Annotated in this window: 20 protein-coding genes; 11 read left to right on the top strand and 9 right to left on the bottom strand. The window is 68.7% G+C overall.

All coding sequences use genetic code 11. The features are described from left to right. Positions 1 to 28: 28 nt before the first annotated feature. Both EOE66_RS14940 and EOE66_RS14945 read left to right on the top strand, forming a co-directional pair. Positions 29 to 1,714, top strand: a complete 1,686-nt coding sequence (locus EOE66_RS14940) for an NAD+ synthase (protein ID WP_128229513.1) — start codon at positions 29 to 31, stop codon at positions 1,712 to 1,714. A gap of 36 nt (positions 1,715 to 1,750) precedes the next feature. Beyond that, on the top strand, positions 1,751 to 2,089 hold the full coding sequence (locus EOE66_RS14945; protein ID WP_054137440.1) for a P-II family nitrogen regulator: 339 nt from the start codon (positions 1,751 to 1,753) through the stop codon (positions 2,087 to 2,089). A 22-nt stretch (positions 2,090 to 2,111) separates the two neighbouring features. On the opposite strand, the gene EOE66_RS14950 is transcribed toward EOE66_RS14945, so the two are convergent. Genes EOE66_RS14950 through EOE66_RS14970 form a run of 5 tightly spaced genes read right to left on the bottom strand, consistent with a single transcriptional unit; the run spans position 2,112 to position 5,023 of the window. Continuing rightward, entirely contained in the window at positions 2,112 to 2,717 is a 606-nt protein-coding gene (locus EOE66_RS14950) for an LOG family protein (protein WP_375137480.1), read from the bottom strand. 29 nt (positions 2,718 to 2,746) lie between these two features. After that, positions 2,747 to 3,298, bottom strand: coding sequence for an RDD family protein (locus EOE66_RS14955; RefSeq protein ID WP_128229515.1), 552 nt, complete (start codon positions 3,296 to 3,298; stop codon positions 2,747 to 2,749). Then, positions 3,295 to 4,020: a DUF3106 domain-containing protein gene (locus EOE66_RS14960; protein ID WP_164885120.1), complete on the bottom strand. Its 726-nt coding sequence runs from the start codon at positions 4,018 to 4,020 to the stop codon at positions 3,295 to 3,297. Before EOE66_RS14960 ends, EOE66_RS14955 begins: the two co-directional genes overlap by 4 nt. Before the next feature lie 2 nt (positions 4,021 to 4,022). Then, a complete protein-coding gene (locus tag EOE66_RS14965) occupies positions 4,023 to 4,457 on the bottom strand; it encodes a DUF3619 family protein (protein WP_128229517.1) in 435 nt (144 codons plus the stop codon). Beyond that, positions 4,454 to 5,023, bottom strand: coding sequence for an RNA polymerase sigma factor (locus tag EOE66_RS14970; protein ID WP_128229518.1), 570 nt, complete (start codon positions 5,021 to 5,023; stop codon positions 4,454 to 4,456). Before EOE66_RS14970 ends, EOE66_RS14965 begins: the two co-directional genes overlap by 4 nt. Before the next feature lie 263 nt (positions 5,024 to 5,286). Here EOE66_RS14970 and EOE66_RS14975 point away from each other — a divergent pair, with 263 nt between their 5' ends. The 6 genes from EOE66_RS14975 to pbpG all read left to right on the top strand — a co-directional run bounded on the left by EOE66_RS14975 (position 5,287) and on the right by pbpG (position 12,759). Further along, the gene (locus EOE66_RS14975) at positions 5,287 to 7,080 is read left to right on the top strand and encodes an acetolactate synthase 3 catalytic subunit (RefSeq protein WP_128229519.1); all 1,794 of its coding nucleotides are present in this window, start codon (positions 5,287 to 5,289) and stop codon (positions 7,078 to 7,080) included. A gap of 168 nt (positions 7,081 to 7,248) precedes the next feature. Beyond that, positions 7,249 to 7,740, top strand: a complete 492-nt coding sequence (gene ilvN / locus EOE66_RS14980) for an acetolactate synthase small subunit (RefSeq protein WP_054137433.1) — start codon at positions 7,249 to 7,251, stop codon at positions 7,738 to 7,740. Positions 7,741 to 7,781: 41 nt separating this feature from the next. Continuing rightward, on the top strand, positions 7,782 to 8,798 hold the full coding sequence (gene ilvC / locus EOE66_RS14985) for a ketol-acid reductoisomerase (RefSeq protein WP_128229520.1): 1,017 nt from the start codon (positions 7,782 to 7,784) through the stop codon (positions 8,796 to 8,798). Positions 8,799 to 8,874: 76 nt separating this feature from the next. Continuing rightward, complete coding sequence (locus EOE66_RS14990; protein WP_128229521.1) at positions 8,875 to 9,696, top strand: CDP-alcohol phosphatidyltransferase family protein; 822 nt, start codon at positions 8,875 to 8,877, stop codon at positions 9,694 to 9,696. 216 nt (positions 9,697 to 9,912) lie between these two features. Then, complete coding sequence (locus EOE66_RS14995; RefSeq protein ID WP_128229522.1) at positions 9,913 to 11,454, top strand: 2-isopropylmalate synthase; 1,542 nt, start codon at positions 9,913 to 9,915, stop codon at positions 11,452 to 11,454. 153 nt (positions 11,455 to 11,607) lie between these two features. After that, complete coding sequence (pbpG, locus tag EOE66_RS15000; RefSeq protein ID WP_128229523.1) at positions 11,608 to 12,759, top strand: D-alanyl-D-alanine endopeptidase; 1,152 nt, start codon at positions 11,608 to 11,610, stop codon at positions 12,757 to 12,759. On the opposite strand, the gene EOE66_RS15005 is transcribed toward pbpG, so the two are convergent. Continuing rightward, positions 12,747 to 13,514: an IclR family transcriptional regulator gene (locus tag EOE66_RS15005; RefSeq protein WP_054137429.1), complete on the bottom strand. Its 768-nt coding sequence runs from the start codon at positions 13,512 to 13,514 to the stop codon at positions 12,747 to 12,749. The two genes, pbpG and EOE66_RS15005, sit on opposite strands and share 13 nt — an antisense overlap. A gap of 189 nt (positions 13,515 to 13,703) precedes the next feature. Here EOE66_RS15005 and EOE66_RS15010 point away from each other — a divergent pair, with 189 nt between their 5' ends. Next, positions 13,704 to 14,834 (top strand): TIGR03790 family protein, encoded by a 1,131-nt coding sequence (locus tag EOE66_RS15010; protein ID WP_245479051.1) that lies wholly within the window; start codon positions 13,704 to 13,706, stop codon positions 14,832 to 14,834. Here EOE66_RS15010 and hpnE read toward each other — a convergent pair. Genes hpnE through hpnC form a run of 3 tightly spaced genes read right to left on the bottom strand, consistent with a single transcriptional unit; the run spans position 14,744 to position 17,748 of the window. Continuing rightward, the gene (hpnE, locus tag EOE66_RS15015) at positions 14,744 to 16,039 is read right to left on the bottom strand and encodes a hydroxysqualene dehydroxylase HpnE (protein ID WP_128229525.1); all 1,296 of its coding nucleotides are present in this window, start codon (positions 16,037 to 16,039) and stop codon (positions 14,744 to 14,746) included. The two genes, EOE66_RS15010 and hpnE, sit on opposite strands and share 91 nt — an antisense overlap. A 16-nt stretch (positions 16,040 to 16,055) precedes the next feature. After that, positions 16,056 to 16,904, bottom strand: a complete 849-nt coding sequence (hpnD, locus tag EOE66_RS15020; RefSeq protein ID WP_128229526.1) for a presqualene diphosphate synthase HpnD — start codon at positions 16,902 to 16,904, stop codon at positions 16,056 to 16,058. Between the two features lie 10 nt (positions 16,905 to 16,914). After that, positions 16,915 to 17,748: a squalene synthase HpnC gene (gene hpnC, locus EOE66_RS15025; RefSeq protein ID WP_128229527.1), complete on the bottom strand. Its 834-nt coding sequence runs from the start codon at positions 17,746 to 17,748 to the stop codon at positions 16,915 to 16,917. A gap of 182 nt (positions 17,749 to 17,930) precedes the next feature. Between hpnC and EOE66_RS15030 the strand changes: the two genes are divergently transcribed. Further along, positions 17,931 to 19,052 carry an efflux RND transporter periplasmic adaptor subunit gene (locus tag EOE66_RS15030; RefSeq protein ID WP_128229528.1) on the top strand — a complete coding sequence of 374 codons (1,122 nt, stop codon included), beginning with the start codon at positions 17,931 to 17,933 and terminating at the stop codon, positions 19,050 to 19,052. Between the two features lie 18 nt (positions 19,053 to 19,070). Then, positions 19,071 to 22,238 carry an efflux RND transporter permease subunit gene (locus tag EOE66_RS15035; RefSeq protein ID WP_128229529.1) on the top strand — a complete coding sequence of 1,056 codons (3,168 nt, stop codon included), beginning with the start codon at positions 19,071 to 19,073 and terminating at the stop codon, positions 22,236 to 22,238. The last annotated feature ends 18 nt before the right edge of the window (positions 22,239 to 22,256 follow it).

Below are 22,256 nucleotides of genomic sequence, written 5' to 3' on the forward strand. Positions count from 1 at the left end.
ACGCAGGGCTCAAGGACGTGAAAAAGACATGCTGAAAGCGGCCCTGGCACAGATCAACGCCACCGTGGGCGACCTCGCCGGCAACGCCCGCCTGCTGGCCGCCTCCGCCCGCCAGGCCTATGCCCAGGGCGCACAACTGGTGCTGGCCCCCGAACTGGCCCTGACCGGCTACCCGCCCGAAGACCTGCTGTTGCGCCCGGCCTTCATGCAGGCCTGCGCCGACACGCTGGCCGCGCTGGCCGCTGAGTTGGCCGATTGCGAGGGCCTGCACCTCGTGGTGGGCCACCCGCACCAGTTCGGCCTGCGCGGCGATGTTAGGTCGAAGTCCCACGCGGTGCAGCAGCGCTTCAATGCAGCCTCGGTGCTGGCAGGGGGCCGCGTGCTCGGCACCTACTGCAAGCGCGAACTGCCGAATTACCAGGTCTTCGACGAGCGCCGCTACTTCGCCTCGGGCCGCGACCACGGCCAGGACCCGCTGGTGCTGGACATTGGCGGTTTGCGCATCGGCCTGCTGATCTGCGAAGACGCGTGGTTCGAGGAACCCGCAGCGGCCGCCGCCGCCGCTGGGGCGCAGCTGCTGTGTGTGCTGAACGCCTCGCCCTTCCACCTCGACAAAGCCGGCGAGCGCGAGGCCCGCATGGCCGAACGTGCGCGGGCCGTCGGCCTGCCTTTGCTCTACGCCCACCTGGTAGGCGGGCAGGACGAGGTGGTCTTCGACGGCGCCTCGTTCGCGCTGAGCGCCACCGGCGGGGTGACCGCACGCGCGCCGGCTTTCGAGCCCGCGCTGCTGATGCTGGACATCGCCGCCGATGGCACGCCGCGCGGTGACATCGCCCCTGTGCCCGAAATCGAAGCCCAGGCCTGGGCCGCGTTGGTGACGGGCGTGCGCGATTACCTGGGCAAGAACGGCTTCCCGGGCGCCATCATCGGCTTGTCGGGCGGCGTCGATTCGGCCCTGGTGCTGGCCCTGGCGGTGGACGCCATCGGTGCCGACAAGGTGCGCACGGTGATGATGCCCTCGCCCTACACGGCCGACATCTCCTGGATCGACGCGCGCGACATGGCCGAGCGCCTGGGCGTGCGCTATGACGAGATTGCCATCGAGCCGATGTTCGAGGCCTTCCGCAGTGCGCTGGCGCCGCAGTTCGAGGGTCGCGCCGAAGACACGACCGAAGAGAACCTGCAGGCGCGCATTCGCGGCACGCTGTTGATGGCGCTGTCGAACAAGCTCGGCCACATCGTGCTGACCACCGGCAACAAGAGCGAGATGGCCACGGGGTACTGCACGCTGTATGGCGACATGGCCGGCGGTTTCGCGGTGATCAAGGATGTGGCCAAGACCCTGGTCTACCGGCTGTGCGAGTGGAAGAACCGCCAGCCCACCCGCCGCGCCGATGGCAGTGTGGGGCCCGTGATTCCCGAGCGCATCCTGACCCGCGCGCCCTCGGCCGAACTGCGGCCCAACCAGACCGACCAGGACAGCCTGCCGCCTTACGAGGTGCTCGACGCCATCCTCGCGCGCTACATGGAGGAAGACCAGGGCATCGAGGAGATCGTGGCTGCCGGCTACGCAAGGGCCGACGTCGAACGTGTCACACGCCTGATCAAGTTCAACGAGTACAAAAGGCGGCAGGCGCCCGTGGGTATCCGCATCACCCATCGGGCCTTCGGGCGGGATTGGCGCTACCCCATCACCTCGAAGTTCCGTGCTTAAATCAACGCAACCTCACCGCACTTTCGGAGCCAACCCATGAAGCAGATCACCGCCGTCATCAAGCCCTTCAAGCTCGAAGAGGTGCGTGAGGCGCTGGGCGATGTGGGCGTCTCGGGCCTGACCGTCACCGAGGTCAAGGGCTTCGGTCGCCAGAAGGGCCACACCGAGCTCTACCGCGGTGCCGAGTACGTGGTCGACTTCCTGCCCAAGGTGAAGGTGGAGGTGGTGGTGAAGGATGCCGACGTCGAGCGCTGCATCGAGGCCATCGTGAAGGCCGCGAAGACGGGCAAGATTGGCGACGGGAAGATCTTCGTCACGCCGGTGGAGCAGGTGGTGCGCATCCGCACCGGCGAGGCCGACGAGGCGGCCATCTGAAGCCCGCAGGCCCCGTCCGCGCTCAGATGCGCGTGTAGTCGTCGGGGCCGGTCGCGGCGCGCGCCTGCTCAGCCAGGCGCAGCATCAGGGCCACCGGGTCGGTGCCCACCTCCAGCACGGCGTTCTGCGGCGCCGACAGGAAACCTTCCGAGACGCTGTGTGCCATGAAGCGCAGCAGGTCGTCGTAGTAGCCCGCCACGTTCAGCAGCCCGATGGGCTGGTCGTGGTACTTCAGCTGCCTCCAGGTCCACACCTCGTACAGTTCCTCCAGCGTGCCGATGCCGCCAGGCAGCGCGATGAACACATCGGCGCGCTCGGCCATCATCTGCTTGCGCACGTGCATGGTGGGCACCACGTGCAGTTCGTGCAGGCCTTCGTGGCCCACCTCCATCTGCTTCAGGGTCGCGGGGATGATGCCCACCACGCGGCCGCCAGCGGCCAGCGTGGCATCGGCCACCTCGCCCATCAGGCCGACCTTGCCGCCGCCGTAGACGAGCTGCCAGCCGCGTTCTCCGATGGCCCGCCCGAGGGCCCGCGCTGCGGCGGTGTAGGCCGGCTGCGCGCCATGGCGGGCACCGCAATAGACGGTGACGCTGAAGGGGGCGGAGTTGGGCGGCGTGGCGGGCATCGGTGGCATGCCGCGCAGGGGCGGCCGTTTCAGGAATTGGGAGCGGTGGTCTTGCCGCGGGCCTTGCGGGGCGGCAGCTTCCAGCTTATCAGCCGCGTGCCGCAGACCGCATCGTGGAAGAACTGGCGCTGCGGATGCAGCCACACCAGGCCGGCGTAGGCGATGACGCCGGCGCTCAGCGCACCGAAAGTCACGCCGCTGCCCGTCAGACCGCTGAGCCACACGGCGGCCAGTGCCGGCAGGAACCACAGCCAGGCCAGCAGGTAGCGGCACAGGGCCCGCAAGGGGCGCACGGGCTGACCGTCGCGCGTGACGAGGCGGATGTGCCAGGTTTGCATGGCCAGGGTCTGGCCGCTGCGCCACCAGAAGTACACGAAGTAGACGCCCAGCACTGCGAAGAGGAAGGCACGCAGGCCGGCGGTGCCGACCAGCGCATGCGTCTGCCGCGTGACGATGCCGTAGAACAGGCCGGCGATCATCACGACGCCGAACAGCAGCACGCCTTCGTACAGAAAACATGCCATGCGCTGGCGCAGGCGCGGCGCCGGCGTGTCCGCCGGTGGCACCTCAGGGAAATTCATGGGGTCTCGTTCTTGTCCGGGGACGAAGCCGCGGCTGCCCTGACTGCGGCGCCCTGCGGCCCGCGTTGCGGCAGCAGCGTGGCGCGGTCGACAAAGCCCGGCGTGGCGGCGATCTTCGGCAGCCCGGGTTGGTGGTGCGGCGGCGGTGCCGCGCGCGTGGTGATGGGCGTCGTGGTCGCGCCCGGCCGCGCCTGCTGCACGCCCGGTGTCACGGTCTTGGTGGGGGCCGGTGCGGGCGCGCGCACGATGTTGCGCTTGGCGGTTCCGGCCGCGCTCGGCGTGGCGCTGGCCGCGGTTTCCGCGGCTGCAGCACCGCGCACCGCCGGTTTGGCGTTCTGCGCCAGGCGGGCGCGTTCTTCTGGCGCCAGCGCCTGGTAGGCGGCCCAGCGCGCCTGCCGCTCTTCATCGGGCAGGTTGCGCACTTCCTGGAACTGCTGGCGTGCCGTGCTGCGCTGCGCAGGCGTCATGCGCGCCCATTCGGTCATGCGCGCCTGCAGGCGTTGCTGCTCGCCCGCCGGCAGTTTCGGGTAGCGGGCTGCGACTTCCAGCCACTTGAGGCGCCGGTGGGCCTCTATCTGCGCCCAATCTTTCTTCAGCGGCGACAGCACCTGCTGCTGTTGGGGCGTCAATGCGGCCCAGGCCGGGCCCGACTCGGCGGACGCCCCGCCCCCGCCCAGCAGCAGGGCTGCCAACAGCAACAGGCACCGCAGTCCGGCGCTCACGGTCATTGCGATGGCGCCGTGCGCAGGTATTCGGCAAAGCCGGGGTCGGAGTAAGCCGTTGGCGGGAGGCTGTCGGTGAGCAGCTGGGCGTCGATGTCAGCCGCTGCCAGCATGCGCTCGCGAGCCGTCCACTGCTCGATGGCCACGAGGCCGGCCACCATCAGCAGCAGCGGCAGTGCCAGCGCCAGCCGCTCTCGCCACGGCGCGAAGCCGGCCAGCGCGGCAGAACGGCCGGTGCCCAGCACCACGTGCCCAGGCGATGCAAGGGGCTGGCGCGACAGGCGGGCACGCGCCAGGGCCTGTTCGCGCGCCACCCGCAGTCGCTCGCTGACCTCGTGCGACGTGCCGTCAGCGCCCATGCTGAGGCCGGTGGCCAGCCGCGCGCCCAGGCGCGCCTCGATGGCGGGCGTGTGGGTGCCGTAGCGGCTGCGGATCATGAGGACACTCCCTTGCTTTTGAGGGCCTTAGCCAATGCATGAACGGCCCGGGAGCAGTGTGTCTTGACACTGCCCTCCGAGCAACCCATCACGGCGGCCGTTTCGCTGACATCAAACTCCTCCCAGTAACGAAGCAGGAAGGCTTCGCGTTGACGCGCCGGGAGCTCGGCCACCTGTTCGTCGATCAGTTTCAGCACTTGGCTGCGAGAAACGGCGTCGGCAGCGCTTTCAGTGCCCAGGGTGTCCTCCAGTGCGTAGAGGGTCTCGAGCAGGTCGAAGTCGCCTGCATCGTCGCCCGTTCCCTCGAACTCGGACAGGTTCTGCATCACCGCGCCGCGCACCTTTTCGCGGCGGAACCAGTCCATCGTGGCGTTGGACAGGATGCGTTGGAACACCAGCGGCAGTTCAGCGGCCGGTCGGTCGGCGTATTTCTCGGCCAGGCGGATCATCGCGTCCTGCACGATGTCCAGGGCCGCTTCGTCATTGCGCACCGCATAGGCGGCCCGCTTGAAGGCCCGCTTCTCGATGCTCTTGAGGAAGTCTGACAGTTCTTTGTCGGTGGCCAACGCGTTGCAGCAGAGCGCCCCAGTGCAGGGCGGCCGGATTATGGCCGTGCCCTGCCCAGGCGCGCTGCGCACGGCGCCGTCAGGCAAGCGCCAGTGTCGGCGGTGCATAATGAGGGGCTTCGCACAACGTTCTTTTGGGTCCTAAGCCCGGCCGTCAAACCCCGACGGCGGTTTTCGACCGCGCAGGTGCCGAATCGGCCTCACAAGGGCTCGCAGGAGGCGCACCGATGGATTTTCGTCAGAGAAAACCTCAGAGGTTCTAAATGGAAATGTCTGCCGCGGATGTCAAGCGTGCTGCGACCGTCGACGGTCGCACCTCTTCTGCATCTTCCCCTGTCGCCACCACCGAGCCCAACGGCTCCGAGATCCTGGTTCGCTGCCTGCAGGCCGAACAGGTGAAGTACCTCTGGGGCTACCCCGGCGGTGCGGTGCTCTACATCTACGACGCGCTCTACAAGCAAGAAACCATCGAGCACGTGCTGGTGCGCCACGAACAGGCCGCCATCCACGCGGCCGACGGCTACGCCCGTGCCACGGGCGAGGTGGGCGTCGCGCTGGTGACGTCCGGTCCGGGCGTGACGAACGCCATCACCGGCATCGCCACGGCCTACATGGACAGCATCCCGATGGTGATCATCACCGGTCAGGTGCCCACGCCGGCCATCGGCCTGGACGCCTTCCAGGAGTGCGACACCGTCGGCATCACGCGCCCCATCGTCAAGCACAACTTCCTCGTGAAGGACGTGCGCGACCTGGCGCTGACGCTGAAGAAGGCTTTCCACATCGCCCGCACCGGCCGCCCCGGCCCGGTGGTGGTGGACATCCCGAAAGACGTGTCGCTCAAGACCTGCGCCTTCCACTACCCCGAGACGGTGGAGATGCGCAGCTACAACCCGGTGAAGAAGGGCCACGGCGGGCAGATCCGCAAGGCCGTGCAGCTGCTGCTGCAGGCCAAGCGGCCCTACATCTACACCGGCGGCGGCGTGATCCTGGGCAACGCCACGGCCGAGTTGCGCCAGCTGGCCGACATGCTGGGCTTCCCCTGCACCAACACGCTGATGGGCCTGGGCGCCATCGCGCACAGCGACCCCAAGTTCCTCGGCATGCTCGGCATGCACGGCACTTACGAGGCCAACATGACGATGCAGAACTGCGACGTCCTGCTGGCCGTGGGCGCACGCTTCGACGACCGCGTGATCGGCAACCCCAAGCATTTCGCTTCGGTGGAGCGCAAGATCATCCACGTCGACATCGACCCCAGCAGCATCAGCAAGCGCGTGAAGGTCGACATTCCCATCGTCGGCGACGTGAAGGAAGTGCTGATCGAGCTGATCTCGCAGATCCGCGAGGCGCAGACCCGGCCCGACGCCGGCGCCTTGGCCAGCTGGTGGAAGCAGATCAACGAGTGGCGCCGCCGCGAGTGCCTGGCCTACAAGCACAGCACCGAGGTCATCAAGCCGCAGATGGTGGTGGAAAAGCTCTGGGAACTGACCAAGGACCGCGACGCCTACATCACCAGCGACGTGGGCCAGCACCAGATGTGGGCCGCGCAGTTCTACCGATTCGAAGAGCCGCGCCGCTGGATCAACAGCGGCGGCCTGGGCACCATGGGCGTGGGCCTGCCCTACGCCATGGGCATCAAGCTGGCCAAGCCCGAGAGCGATGTGTTCTGCATCACGGGCGAAGGCAGCATCCAGATGTGCATCCAGGAGCTGTCCACCTGCAAGCAGTACAACACGCCGGTGAAGGTGGTGTCGCTGAACAACCGCTACCTGGGCATGGTGCGTCAGTGGCAGCAGCTGGACTACGGCGGTCGCTACTCGCACAGCTACATGGACGCGTTGCCCGACTTCGTGAAGCTCGCCGAGGCTTACGGCCACGTGGGCCTGCTGGTGGAGAAGCCGTCGGACGTGGAAGGCGCGCTGCGCGAGGCCATCGCGCTGAAGGACCGCACGGTGTTCCTGGACATCCGCACCGATCCCACCGAAAACGTCTGGCCGATGGTGCAGGCCGGCAAGGGCATCAGCGAAATGCTGCTGGGCTCCGAAGACCTCTGAAGCCGTGAAGGCGGTGCAGGGCCCCGGCGTTACCGCGCCGAGGCCGCAGCACCGCCGCAGCGGCCCCAGAGCTTCGGAAGCCAGACACCTTTTCCTCAACTCGCAACGCGTGGCCAAGCCGCCGGGGTTACCGCCCCGGCGCGTGAAGAGCGCGCAGGACGAAAGACCATGAAACACATCATCGCGGTGCTGCTCGAGAACGAGCCCGGCGCCTTGTCGCGTGTCGTCGCCTTGTTCTCGGCGCGCGGCTACAACATCGAGAGCCTGACGGTGGCCCCCACCGAAGACGCCAGCCTCTCGCGCATGACCATCGTCACCACCGGCAGCGACGAGGTCATCGAGCAGATCACCAAGCACCTGAACCGCCTCATCGAGGTGGTGAAGGTGGTCGACCTCACCGAGGGCAGCTTCACCGAGCGCGAGCTCATGCTGATCAAGGTGCGCGCGGTCGGCAAGGAGCGCGAGGAGATGAAGCGCATGGCCGAGATCTTCCGCGGCCGCATCATCGACGTCACCGAGAAGAGCTACACCATCGAGCTCACCGGCGACAGCAGCAAGCTCGACGCCTTCCTGGTGGCCATCGACCGTGCCGCCATCCTCGAGACCGTGCGCACCGGTGCCAGCGGCATCGGCCGCGGCGAACGCATCCTTCGCGTCTGAACGGCGCCCCCATTCATCACCAGTTTTTACGGAGAGAACCCATGAAGGTCTATTACGACAAGGACGCCGACCTCAGCCTCATCAAGGGCAAGAACGTCACCATCATCGGCTACGGTTCGCAGGGTCATGCCCACGCGCAGAACCTCAATGACAGCGGCTGCAAGGTCACCGTGGGCCTGCGCAAGGGCGGCGCCAGCTGGGCCAAGGTGGAGAAGGCCGGCCTGAAGGTGGCCGAGGTGGCCGAGGCCGTGAAGGCCGCCGACGTCGTGATGATCCTGCTGCCCGACGAGCAGATTGCCGCCGTCTACAAGAACGACATCGAGCCCAACATCAAGCAGGGCGCCAGCCTGGCCTTCGCGCACGGCTTCAACGTGCACTACGGTCAGGTCGTGCCGCGTGACGACCTCGACGTGTGGATGGTGGCGCCCAAGGCCCCGGGCCACACCGTGCGCGGCACCTACACGCAAGGCGGCGGTGTGCCGCACCTGATCGCCGTGCACGCCGACAAGAGCGGCAAGGCGCGCGACCTGGCGCTGAGCTACGCCGCGGCCAACGGCGGCGGCAAGGCCGGCATCATCGAGACCAACTTCCGCGAAGAGACCGAGACCGACCTCTTCGGCGAGCAGGCCGTGCTGTGCGGCGGCACGGTGGAACTGATCAAGGCCGGCTACGAGACCCTGGTGGAAGCCGGCTACGCGCCGGAGATGGCCTACTTCGAGTGCCTGCACGAGCTGAAGCTCATCGTCGACCTCATCTACGAGGGCGGCATCGCCAACATGAACTACAGCATCAGCAACAACGCCGAGTACGGTGAGTACGTGACGGGGCCGCGCATCGTCACCGAAGCCACCAAGAACGCGATGCGCCAGTGCCTGAAGGACATCCAGACGGGCGAGTACGCCAAGAGCTTCATCCTCGAGAACAAGGCCGGTGCGCCGACGCTGATCAGCCGCCGCCGCCTGACCAGCGAGCACAGCATCGAAGTGGTGGGCGAGAAGCTGCGCGCGATGATGCCGTGGATCAAGGCCAACAAGCTGGTCGACAAGAGCCGCAACTGAGGCCCTGCACCCTGGGCTTGAAGGCCGCCGCAAGGCGGCCTTTTGCTTTGGAGGGCTGCGTTATCCTCCGCCGCCTATGAGTGAAGAAAGCCGCCCGCCCGAGACCCCGGCCGAAGTGCCGCGCCCGCGGCGCAAGGGCATCTACATGCTGCCCAACGCCGTCACGCTGGCGGCCTTGTTCGCCAGCTTCTACGGCATCGTGATGGCGATGAACGGCCGCTTCGAGCTGGCGGCTATCGGCATCTTCTGCGCCGCCGTGCTCGACGCGCTGGACGGCCGCGTCGCACGCATGACCAATTCGCAGAGTGCCTTCGGCGAGCAGATGGACAGCCTGTGCGACATGGTGGGCTTCGGTGCCGCACCGGCGCTCATCGTCTACGAATGGGCCCTGCAGGGCCTGGGGCGCTGGGGTTGGCTGCCAGCCTTCGTCTACATCGCTGGCGCAGCGCTGAGGCTGGCGCGCTTCAACACCAACATCGGCATCGTCGACAAGCGCTTCTTCCAGGGACTGCCCAGCCCCGCGGCGGCGGCCTTGGTGATGGGTCTGATCTGGGTGATGGACGACGCCGGCTTCAAGAACGTGGCGCAGATCGAATGGCTGGCCTGGACGGCCTTCGCCGTGACGCTCTACGCCGGCCTGACGATGGTCACGAACGTGCCCTTCTACAGCTTCAAGGTGATGGGCGCGAAGCAGACGGTGCCCTTCGCCAGCATCATGGCCATCGCGCTGGCCATTGCGCTGATCAGCCAGAACCCGCCGCTGGCGCTGTTCGCGCTGTTCTGCATCTACGGCGTCTCGGGTTACGGCGTCTATGTCTGGCGTCGCATGAAGGGCCGGCCGGTGAGCGTGATCGCCACCTCCACCGACGACCCGGACGAAAAAGGTCTGCACCAGTGAACCCCCGCATTTCCCGCGCCGCCGCGGCCGGGGCTGCGTGCTACATTCCAGTCATGCCATCGTTCAACGCCTTCGCCCTGCTAGTCCTGCTAGGAGCCCCGCGGGTGCGCTGATCGTTCACGTCTGAACATTTCCGATCAACGGCCCGCCAGCGCAAGCAGCGGGCCGTTTTTCTTATCTCAGCTGCTTGCGAACCCCAACCGCACAGGCACCACCATGACCGACAAGCTCATCATCTTCGACACCACCTTGCGCGACGGCGAACAGTCCCCCGGCGCCTCGATGACGCGTGACGAGAAGCTGCGCATCGCGCGCCAGCTCGAGCGACTGCGGGTGGACGTGATCGAGGCGGGCTTCGCCGCTTCCAGCAACGGCGATTTCGAGGCCGTGAAGAGCATCGCCGACGCCATCAAGGAGAGCACGGTTTGCAGCCTGGCGCGCGCCAACGACCGCGACATCGGCCGTGCCGCCGAGGCGCTGAAGGGCGCGGCGCGTTCGCGCATCCACACCTTCATCGCCACCAGCGAGCTGCACATGGAGAAGAAGCTGCGCATGACGCGCGAGCAGGTGCTGGAGCAGGCGCGCCTGTCGGTGCGCTTCGCGCGCAACCTCTGCGGCGACATCGAGTTCAGCCCCGAAGACGGCTACCGCAGCGACTTCGATTTCCTCTGCCGCGTGCTCGAGGCCGTGATCGACGAAGGCGCGACCACGCTGAACATTCCCGACACCGTGGGCTACGCCGTGCCCGAGCTGTACGGCGACTTCATCCGCCGCCTGCGCGAGCGTGTGCCCAACAGCGACAAGGCGATCTGGAGCGTGCACTGCCACAACGACCTGGGCATGGCGGTGGCCAACTCGCTGGCCGGCGTGAAGATCGGCGGCGCGCGCCAGGTGGAGTGCACCATCAACGGCCTGGGCGAGCGCGCCGGCAACTGCAGCCTGGAAGAGATCGTGATGGCCGTGCGCACGCGGCGCGACTACTTCGGGCTGGATCTGGGCATCGACACCACGCAGATCGTGCCGGCCAGCCGCATGGTGAGCCAGACCACGGGCTTCGTCGTGCAGCCGAACAAGGCGGTGGTGGGCGCAAACGCCTTTGCGCACGCCAGCGGCATCCACCAGGACGGCGTGCTCAAGGCGCGCGACACCTACGAGATCATGCGCGCCGAAGACGTGGGCTGGGCCGCCAACAAGATCGTGCTGGGCAAGCTCAGCGGCCGCAACGCCTTCAAGCAGCGCCTGCAGGAACTGGGTGTGCAGATGGACAGCGAAAGCGAGATCAACGCCGCCTTCGCGCGCTTCAAGGACCTGGCCGACCGCAAGAGCGAGATCTTCGACGAGGACATCATCGCCTTGGTCAGCGACGAGAGCGTCACCGCCGAGCAGGAGCACTACCGCCTTCTATCCCTGGCACAGCACTCGGAGATGGGCGAGAGGCCGCACGCAAAGGTGAGCTTCTCGGCCGGCGGCGTGGAGCACCATGCCGACAGCGATGGCAACGGGCCGGTGGACGCCAGCCTGAAGGCCATCGAGTCCAAGGTGAAGAGTGGCGCGGAAATGATGCTCTACTCGGTGAACGCGATCACCTCGGGCAGCACAGAATCGCAGGGCGAGGTCACCGTGCGCCTGCAGCACGGCGGCCGCGTGGTGAACGGGGTGGGTGCAGACCCGGACATCGTGGTGGCTTCGGCCAAGGCCTACCTGTCGGCGCTGAACAAGTTGCACAGCGCGGCGGACCGGGTGGCTGCGCAAGGCTGAAGGCGCGGTCTTCTGCACCGAGAGGGCACTTGAGGAAAAACTCGCAAGCGATTGATCTTGCCTGTGTTTTTCCCTCGGCCTACACTTGCAACAGTTCAGTCGGCGGGGTGCGCGGTGCAAAAGAAACTTGTTGGGGGGCGGTCGTGGCTCGCGATGTCGGTCCTGGCTTTCGTGCTGGGTGCCGGTTCGGGAGCCCAGGCGCAAAGCAACACCGGCGCGAAGAACGGCAAAGCCACGTCCTCCAAGAGCGCACCGGCGGCCAAGCCTGCCGCCAAGGCCCAGGCTGGCAAACAGGGCCCGGCTCGCGTGGCCAAAGCGCCGGTTCGCAAGGCCAAGGTCGCCAGTGCCAGCCGCAAGCGCGTGGTGCGCGCTGAGCCGGTCAGCGCCTCTTTCGGGCACCAGTTCGGTCTGCAGAAGGCGGAAGACGCACTCGACCTGAAGAGCAGCGTGGCGCTGGTGGTCGACCAGGACACCGACGAGGTGCTGTTCAGCAAGAACCCCGAGGCGGTGTTGCCGATCGCCTCCATCACCAAGCTCATGACCGCGCTGGTGGTGACCGAAGCCGCTCTGCCGCTGGACGAGATGCTCGTCGTCACGCAAGACGACGTGGACGCCACTGCAGGCAGCACCTCGCGCCTGCGCGTGGCCACGCAGCTCAACCGCGGCGAAATGCTGCACCTGGCGTTGATGGCTTCTGAAAACCGTGCCGCGCACGTGCTCGGCCGCACCTACCCGGGCGGCATCCGCACTTTTGTCGCCGCCATGAACGCCAAGGCCCAGCTGCTGGGCATGAGCGGTACCCGTTTCGTTGAGCCCACCGGCCTGTCGTCCGACAACCAGAGCAGCGCTGCCGATCTCACGCGCCTGGTGCGCGCTGCCTCGGCCCACCCGGTGATCGCCGACCTGTCCACCTCGCTCGAGGCTTCGGTGCCCGTGGGTTCGCGGCAGGTCCAGTTCCGCAACACCAACGGCCTGGTGCGCAACCCCGAATGGGAGATCGGTCTGCAGAAGACCGGCTACATCGCCGCCGCCGGGCGTTGCCTGGTGATGCAGACGCAGCTGGCCGGGCGCAAGCTCATCATGGTGCTGCTCGATTCGGCCGGGAAGTACTCGCGCATGGGCGACGCCGAGCGCATCCGCAAGTGGTTGGCCAGCGCGCCCTTCGTGCCGTCGGCCGTGGCCGCTCCGCTGCCCGCGCGGCCGGCTTTGGCACCGGCGCCCACCGAGAAGACGCTGCTGGGGCCTTCGGTGTCGCCGGTGTCGCTGCCGGGGGCACCTGCCGTGCCGGCAGATCAGCCGCGGTAACCGAGCGCCAGCGAGATCTGCGCCGCGGTGCCCTTCACGCGCTCGAGCCAGCTCTCTTCCAGCCGGTCGGCCGGGGCTGAGATCGACAGCCCGGCCAGCAGCTTGCCCTGGTCGTCGAACACGCCCGCGGCCATGCAACGAACTCCCAGTTCCAGTTCTTCGTCGTCGCGCGCCACGCCAGTGCTGCGCACGGCCGCCAGTTCACGCTCCAGCCGGGCCAGGTCGGTGATGCTGTTGCGCGTGTGGCCTGTCAGCCCCGTGCGCGTGGCGTAGGCGCGCACACGCGCCGGGTCTTCATGCGCCAGGAACAGCTTGCCCACGGACGTGAGGTGCAGCGGCGCGTGGCCGCCGATCGCGCGCACCACCTGCATGCCCGAACGTTCGCTGTAGGTGCGCTCGATGTAGACGATCTCGTCGCCCTGGCGCATCGAGAGGTTCACCGGCTGGTGCGTCACCTTGTGAAGTTCGCGCATCGGGCCCATGGCGGCCTCGCGCACGTCCAGGCGCGCCTTCACGAGGTTGCCCAGCTCCAGCAGCCGCATGCCCAGGCGGTAGGTGCCGGCAGCCGGGCGGTCGACGAAGCGGCCGATGGCCAAGTCGTTGAGGATGCGGTGGGCCGTGCTGGGGTGCAGGCCCGTGCGTTCGCTCACCTCCTTCAGCGACACCGGCTCGGGTTGCGCGGCCAGCATTTCCAGCAGCGCGAAGCTGCGTTCGAGCACCTGGATGGTCGGCTTGAGCGGTTCTTTGCTGGTCATGGGGTGAAGGCCTCCGGGAACACGGTGAGATTTTGCATCGCGGAACGATGGATTGCATACCGGAAGCTTGCCGCCGGCATGCTGGCGCTGCTTGCGCTTGGGGCGGCGGCGCCTGCAGGGGCGCAGGTAGCTTCGGCGTCAGCGGGTGCGGCGAGACCAGCGTCAGCGGCGGCGCCCCTGCCGCCGGCCGTGCAGGTGCCGCGGCTGGCCGGGCGCCTGCAAGCTGCTGACCTCGGGCTGGTGATCAACCTCGACGACCCGGCTTCGGTGGCGGTGGGGGCGCACTACATCGCGGCCCGGGGGCTCAGCCCGAAGCAGGTGCTGCGCCTGCGCTTGCCGGTGCGACCGGTGCTGGACGAAGGCGAGTTCAATGGGCTGGTGCAGGCCATTCAACGGCACTTCGGTCCTGAAACGCAGGCCTTGGCGCTGGCCTGGAACGCACCCTATGCGGTGGGCTGCAACGCGCTCACTGGCGCCCTGACCCTGGGCTACGACGGCGCGCTGTGCCGCAACAGTTGCGGCGTGTCGCGCGTGTCGCGCTACTTCAACCACGCCACGCACCGGCCGCAGGCCGCGCTCGGCCTGCGGCCGGCGATGCTGCTGGCAGCACCCAGCGTGCCGGCGGCGATCGCGATGATCGACCGCGGCGTGGCGAGTGACGGGCAACTGGCCTTGCGCGGCCGGCCCCCGGTGACGGCGCAGATGCTGCTCACCGACGACGCGCCCCGGCGCGTGCGCACCGTGCTCTACCCGCCGCCTGGCCTGCGTCGCAGCGTGGGGGTGGACGTGCAGTGGCGGCCTGCGTCTGAACTGCCCCAGGCCCGGCGTGTGCTGGTGGCCATCACCGGCAGCGTGCAGGCCCCGGTGGTGCCGTCGCCCGACTGGGTGCCGGGCGGCCTGGGCGACCACCTGACCTCCTACGGCGGCGACCTGCTGGGTACGCATGGGCAGGGCACGGCGCTGGACTGGATCGCTTCCGGTGCCACGGCCAGCCACGGCAGCGTCAGCGAACCCTGCAACCACCTGCAGAAGTTCCCGCACCCGCAGGTGCTGCTGGGTCACTACGCCCAGGGCGCCACCGCGATCGAGGCCTACTGGAAGAGCGTGGCCTGGCCGCAACAGAGCCTGTTCATCGGCGAGCCGCTGGCGGCACCGTTCTCGCCCCGGTCCCCAGGGCCGGTGCCGCAAGCGCCCCGTGGGCCGTCAGCGCCGTCGCCGGCGCCGGCCCTTCAGCCGTTGCGTCCGGCGCCGCCGGCCAGCGCCGCCTCGTCGGCTGCCGCTAGCCCTGCGCGCACCGCGCCTTCCAGCGTGGCCGGGTAGGGGCCGGCCACGTAGTCACCGGCGGCCGAGAGCCCGGGCGCGATGGCCGATGGCGGCCGTTCCAGCCCTGGCACGCAGCGGAAGGTGGCACGCTTCTCGGCCACGCAGCGCAGCAGCGTGGGCGCCTGGGGCCAGGTGCCGGCGGGAAAGGCCTGCGTGGCCTGCGCCATCACCGCCGCGGACGTGGCTTCCAGGCCCCTTTCCACCCAGGCCTGGGCGCCGCTGACCACAAAAGCGAAGACACCCGGTGTCGCGCCCATCGCGCCGTGGTCGAAAGCGAACTGCGCCGGCGCCGCCGGCCCTTCCACCAGCGCCATCATGGGCGCGGCCAGGCGCGCACCGGGTGCCTGCAGGTAGACCGTGACGATGGGCTCGTAGCGCAGCGCTTGGGCCTGGGTCGCCCAGGCTTGCGCGAAGGGCAGGGCCAGCCGCGCCGCCTCGGCCGCGCTGCAGGCCAGCACCACGGCATCGAAAGCCACACCGTCGACGAGCCAGCCGCTGCCGCCTGCGGGCTGCAGCTGCTGCACCCGCGTGCCCAGACGCAGGTCCGCGCCACGGGCCTGCAGCCAGGCCGTTGCAGGTGCGGGCAGCAGCGCCCCGAGCGAGCGACGCGGCAGCAGCAGGTCGGCACCGCCGGCGCCCCCGAAGAGCGCGTCTTTCAACACGCGCAGCAGCACCCCGGCGTCGGCCTGCTCGGCGGGCGTGTTCAGCGCCGCCACGCACAGCGGGTCGATCATCAGTTCGCGCACCGCGGGTGGCAGGCCGCGGCAAAGGGTGTCGACGCTCGTGCCCGGCGCGCAGCGAAAGCCCGCCAGCGCCCAGCCTGCTGCAGCACGCAGCAGGGCCAGCTTGTCGCGCAGGTTCCAGCCGCGTGCTCTCAGCACCCCGAGGCCGAAGACCAGGGCAGCGGGTCCGGGTGGCAGGCGCAGGCCGCGGCCATCCGGGTAGCGCAGTTCCAACGGGCGGCGGTCGAAGGCGGCGTCGACATCCACGCCCAGCCTGCGCATGAGCGCCAGCGTCTCGCGGTAGGCGCCGATCAGGATGTGCTGGCCGTTGTCCAGCGCCAGGCCTTCGATCTGCAGTTCACGCGCGCGTCCGCCGGCTTGCGAGGCCATCTCGAAGACGGTGACGGCGTGTCCGGTCTCGGTGGCCCGCTGGGCCGCGGCCAGGCCGGCCCAGCCGGCGCCGATGACGGCGATCTTCATCGCGCGCGGCCTGTGCCTAGCGCCCGCGCAGGTGCGTGCGCGCGGCGATCCACAGCTTGCGCAGCGGCGTCAGCGAGGTGCGCTGGTGCAGCACCTGGAAGCCCTGGGCCTCGATCTCGCGCAGCAGCGTGCGGTAGATGTTGGCCATCATCAACCCAGGCTTCTGCGCCTGGCGGTCGGCCTCGGGCAGCAGGGCCAGCGCTTCGTCGTAGGTGGCGTGTGCGCGCGCGGCCTGGAACTGCATCAAGGCCGTGAAGCGATCGCTGTAGCCCCAGGGGGCTTCACGTTGCAGCAGTTCGCTGGCCTTCACGCCGAACTGCTGCAGCTCGTTCACGGGCAGGTAGATGCGGCCGCGGCGCGCGTCGTCGCCGACGTCGCGGATGATGTTCGTGAGCTGCATCGCCAGGCCCAGGCGGTGCGCATACTGCACCGTGGCCGCTTCGCGCCGACCAAAGATGTTGGCCGCCACCTCGCCCACGACGCCGGCCACCAGGTGGCAATAGCGTTGCAGGCCGGGGTAGTCGAGAAAGCGGGTCTGCTCGAGGTCGGTCTGGCAGCCTTCGATCACGGCCTGCAGGTGCTCGGCCGTGATGCCGAACTCGGCTGCCAGCGGCATCAGCGCCTGCATCACCGGGTGCGTGGGCGTGCCGCCGTAGGCAGCGGCCACCTCCTTGCGCCACCAGGCCAGCTTGGTGGCCGCGACGCCGGGGTCGCTGACCTCGTCGACGACGTCGTCCACTTCGCGGCAGAAGGCGTAGAAGGCCGTGATGGCCGCGCGGCGTGGCGGCGGCAGGAAGAGAAAGGCGTAGTAGAACGACGAACCGCTCTTCGCGGCCTTGTCCTGCACGTACTGTTGCGGGGTCATGGCAGGGCGCTCAGCGCAGCTGGGCCGGCATGCGCCAGGCGCGCCACAGCAGCACGGGCAGGTCGAGCGCGCCCAGCGTCGGGCGGTGCGCGAGAGCGGCGTATCTCATCGTCTCGATTTTCTCCAGGATGCGCAGCCCGCCTTGCACCACCAGGCGCAGCTCCCAGCCGGCACGGCCGGGCACGCGCAAGGCCAGCGGTGCGCCCTGCAGCATCAGCGTGCGCGACCAGCTGCACAGCGCGGCGACCAGCACGCGGGCGCGGGCACTGTCGGTGGCGGTGAGCAGCTCTTCGCGTGCCACGCGGTGGTGCTGCATCTCGGCCTCGGGCACATAGCAGCGGCCGCGCGGGCCGTCGATGCTGAGGTCCTGCCAGAAGTTGATCAGCTGCAGCGCGGTGCAGATGGCGTCGGATTGCTGCAGCGAACGCGCGTCGTGCAGCGCGTACAGGTGCATCAGCAGCCGGCCGATGGGGTTGGCCGAGCGGCGGCAGTAGTCGAGCACGCCATCGCGGTGCGTGTAGACGGGGTTGCGCACGTCCTGCTCGAAGGCGTCGAGCAAGTCGTGCAGCGGTTGGGCCGGCAAGCGGAACTGTTGCGCGGCCGCGGCCAGGGGTTCGAACACGCGGCGCCAGCGCGCCGCCAGGGGCCGTCCGGCCAGAGCGGCTTGCAGGTCCTGCCGGTAGGCGGCCAGATCAGCCAGGCGGTCGGCCGTGCGGGCATCGCCTTCGTCAGCAATGTCGTCGGCCGTGCGCGCAAAGTGATAGATGGCCACCACCGCCGGCCGCAAGGCGGGCGGGCACAGCAGCGAGGCCACCGGGAAGTTCTCGTAATGATCGACGCTCACCAGCGGATTCTCGCCTGCCAGTGGTTCGTGGCTGGCGGCGCTGCCGGAACCTCAAGGGACGCGAAGCGGACGGCGGCTGCAATTGACAGGGCCCCGGCGCCGCCACTACAGTACTGACTAGTCAGTCATTAACTATCTGGTCGCGTGCCTGAGCAGGCCCGGCCTGGGGCGGGGGCGATCGCATGCAAGCCGTTTTCTTCTCACGCAGCTGCGCTGCGGTGGCCGTGTTCCTCGCCGCCGTCGCCCTGGCCGCTTGCTCGCGCCCGGCGCCTGCGCCGGAGCCGGTGCGCGCCGTGCGCACCTTGACCATCAGTGCCGAGAGCGCAGGCGGCGTGCACGAGTACGCCGCCGAGGTGAGGGCGCGTACCGAGTCGCGTCTGGGCTTCCGGGTGGGCGGCAAGATGGTGTCGCGCAGCGCCGAGGTTGGCCAGCGCGTTCGCGCCGGTCAGGTGCTGGCGCAACTGGATGCGGCCGACCTGAAGCTGGGGCAGGAGGCCGCCGCGGCGGCCGTGCGAGCCGCGCAGACGCAGTTCGACCTGGCCGCCGCCGAATTCAAGCGATACCAGGACCTGCGCGCGCAAGGCTTCATCAGCAGCCTGGAACTGGACCGCCGCGAGGCCACGTTCAAGGCCCAGAAGGCGCAGCTCGAGCAGGCGCAGGCGCAGGCGCGCGTGCAAGGCAACCAGGCCGGCTACGCAGCGCTGGTGGCCACTGCGGCGGGCGTGATCACCGCCACCGAAGCCGAGGCCGGCGCGGTGTTGGCGGCCGGCACGCCGGTGCTGCGCCTGGCCCACGACGGCCCTCGCGACGTGGTGTTCGCCGTGCCCGAAGACGGCGCGGCCGCCATGCGTGCCAAGACGGGCCGCGCCGGGGCGCTGAAGGTGCGCCCCTGGGGTAGCAGCACCATGCTGCCAGCCACCGTGCGCGAGGTGGCGGCTGCGGCCGACACCGTCACGCGCACCTTCCTCGTGAAGGCCGATGTCGGCAAGGCCGAGTTGCAGCTCGGCCAGACCGTCACGGTGCTGGCCGATCTGCCTCGCATCGAGGGCATCGCCCGGCTGCCGCTGTCTGCCATCTTCCAACAGCAGGGCCAGACCGCCGTGTGGCTTCTGGATGCCGCGAGCATGACGGTCAAGTTGCAGCCCGTGGTGGTGGCGGGCGCCGATGGCAACACCGTCATCGTGGGCGCAGGCCTGCAACCGGGCCAGCAGGTGGTGACGGCCGGCGTGCACGTGCTCACGCCGGGCCAGAAGGTCAAGCGCTATGCCGCCGCCGTGCCGGCATCGGCCGCCGCCAGCCGCTGACCCTGACAAGGCCCGCTCATGAATGCCACGGACAGCCAGGCCTCCGGCCACCGCTTCAACATCTCTCGCTGGGCGCTGGAGCATCCGGCGCTGACGCGCTACCTGATGGTGGTGCTGCTCGCGCTGGGCACTGCCGCCTATTTCCAGCTGGGGCAGGACGAAGACCCGCCCTTCACCTTCCGTGCGATGGTGGTGCAAGCCTTCTGGCCCGGCGCCAGCGCGCTGCAGATGGCCGAGCAGGTCACCGACAAGATCGAGAAGACCCTGCAGGAAGTGCCACATGCCGACAAGCTGCGCAGCTACACCAAGCCGGGCGAGTCGCTGACCATCCTGCAGTTGCGCGATTCGGCGCCGCCGGGTGAGGTAACCGACAGCTGGTACCAGGCCCGCAAGCGCGTTGGCGACATGCGCAACACCTTGCCGGCCGGTGTCATCGGGCCGGTGTTCAACGACGACTTCGGCGATGTCTACGGCTCCATCTTCGCGCTCAGCGCCGACGGCTTCAGCCGCGAGGAACTGCGGGTCTATGCCGACCGCGTGCGCCAGCAACTGCTGCGTGTGCCCGACGTGGCCAAGGTGGAGATCTTCGGCGCCCAGGCCGAGAAGGTGTTCATCGAGATCTCGCAGAAGCGTCTCGCGCAGCTGGGCCTGGATTTCAGCCAGGTCATCGCGCAGATCGGCGCGCAGAACGCCGTGGAAGGTGCGGGCGTGCTCAACGCCGGCGGCGAGAACCTGCAGGTGCGCGTGGGTGGGCAGTTCAACACCGTCGACGAACTGCGCCGCTTTCCCATCCGCGGCGTGAACCCAGCCACGGGCGCGGCCAGCACGCTGCGCCTGGGCGACATCGCCGACATCCGGCGCGACTACGTCGATCCGCCCAGCACCAAGGTGCGCCACCAGGGGCAGGAGGTCATCGCGCTGGGCGTCTCGATGGCCAAGGGTGGCGACATCATTGCGCTGGGCGAGGCGCTGCAGAAAGCGGTGGCCCGTGTGCAGCTGGAACTGCCGGTGGGCATCACCGTGGCCCAGGTGCAAGACCAGCCGGCGGCAGTGACACGCTCGGTGGGTGAGTTCGTCAACGTGCTCATCGAGGCCGTCGTCATCGTGCTGGCGGTCAGCTTCATCAGCCTGGGCCTGCACACCAAGCCGCTGCGCATCGACATCTGGCCGGGTCTGGTGGTCGGCATCACCATCCCGCTGGTGCTGGCCATCACCTTCGTGACCATGTTCTATTGGGGCGTGGGCCTGCACAAGATCAGCCTGGGCAGCCTGATCATCGCCCTGGGCCTGCTGGTGGACGACGCCATCATCGCCGTGGAGATGATGGTGCGGAAGCTGGAGGAGGGCTACGACCGCGCCCGCGCCGCAACGTTCACCTATGAACTGGTGGCCATGCCCATGCTGACCGGCACGCTCATCACGGCCGCGGGCTTCCTGCCCATCGGCATGGCCAAGAGCGTGACGGGCGAGTACACCTTCGCGATCTTTGCCGTTACCTCTGCCGCGCTGATCATCTCGTGGGTGGTGTCGGTGTATTTCGTGCCTTACCTCGGCTGGAAGCTGCTGCGCACGCGCAAGCATGCCGAAGGCCAGCCGCACGAGGACGAGCTCTACGACACGCCGTTCTATGCGCGCTTCCGCGGTGTGGTCGACTGGTGCGTGCAGCACCGCTGGATTACCATCGGCCTGACGGTGGCCAGCTTCGCGCTGGGCATCGTCGGCATGGGCAAGGTGCAGCAGCAGTTCTTCCCCGATTCGAGCCGGCCCGAACTCGTGGTCGACCTGTGGTTGCCCGAGGGCTCCACCATCCAGGCGAGCGAGGCCGTGGCCCGGCGTTTCGAGGCCCGCATGCTGCAGGAGAAGGGCGTCAGCAGCGTCACGGCCTGGGTGGGCAGCGGCGTGCCGCGCTTCTACCTGCCGCTGGACCAGGTGTTCCCGCAGAGCAACGTCAGCCAGTTCATCGTGTTGCCGAAAGACCTGAAGGAGCGTGAAGCGCTGCGCCTGCGCCTGCCCGAACTGCTGGCGACCGAGTTTCCGGAAGTGCGCGGGCGCGTGAAGCTGCTGCCCAACGGCCCGCCGGTGCCCTACCCGGTGCAGTTCCGCGTGGTGGGTGTCGATGCCAAGGAAGTGCGGCTCTGGGCCGACCAGGCCAAGGAAGTGCTGCGCGCCAACCCCAGCATGCGCGGCGTCAACGACAACTGGAACGAGTCGATCAAGGTGCTGCGCCTCAACATCGACCAGGACAAGGCGCGGGCGCTCGGCGTCACCAGCCAGGCCATCGCGCAGGCCTCGCGCACCACCCTGAGCGGCAGCACCGTGGGCCAGTACCGCGAAGGCGACAAGCTGGTCGACATCGTGCTGCGCCAGCCTGCCGATGAGCGCAATGCCATCACCGACCTGTCCAACGGCTACCTGCCCACCAGCAACGGCCGCCCCGTGCCGCTGATGCAGGTGGCCAAGGTCGATTTCACCTGGGAGCCCGGCGTGGTGTGGCGCGAGGGGCGCAATTTCGCCGTCACCATCCAGGGTGACGTGGTCGAAGGCGTGCAGGGCCCGACCGTCACCGCGCAGGTGTGGCCCGAACTGCAGAAGCTTGCCTCCACCATGCCGCCGGGCTACGGCATCGAGGTGGCCGGCGCGGTGGAAGAAAGCAGCAAGGGGCAGGGCGCCATTGCCGCCGGCGTGCCGGTGATGCTGTTCATCATCTTCACGCTGCTGATGCTGCAACTGCAGAGCTTCAGCCGCTCGATGCTGGTGTTCCTGACCGGGCCGCTGGGCATCATCGGCGTGGCCGCAGCGCTGCTGCTGCTGAACCGGCCTTTCGGCTTCGTGGCGCTGCTGGGCGTGATCGCGCTGATGGGCATGATCATGCGCAACTCGGTGATCCTGATCGACCAGATCGAGCAAGACCGCCGGCGCGGCGTGGCCGCCTGGACGGCAGTGGTGGAGGCCGCGGTGCGCCGCTTCCGCCCCATCGTGCTGACGGCGGCCGCAGCGGTGCTGGCGATGATCCCGCTGTCGCGCAGCGTGTTCTGGGGCCCGATGGCCGTGGCCATCATGGGCGGGCTGATCGTGGCCACGGCGCTCACGCTGCTGGCGCTGCCGGCCATGTACGCGGCCTGGTTCCGCGTGCGCCGTGAGACGCCCGGCACCACCCCCAAAACGGAGGCGGCTGCGGCAGGCTAAAATCACCGGTTTGCCGCC

Source organism: Rubrivivax rivuli, from assembly GCF_004016505.1.
Classification (GTDB): domain Bacteria; phylum Pseudomonadota; class Gammaproteobacteria; order Burkholderiales; family Burkholderiaceae_C; genus Rubrivivax; species Rubrivivax rivuli.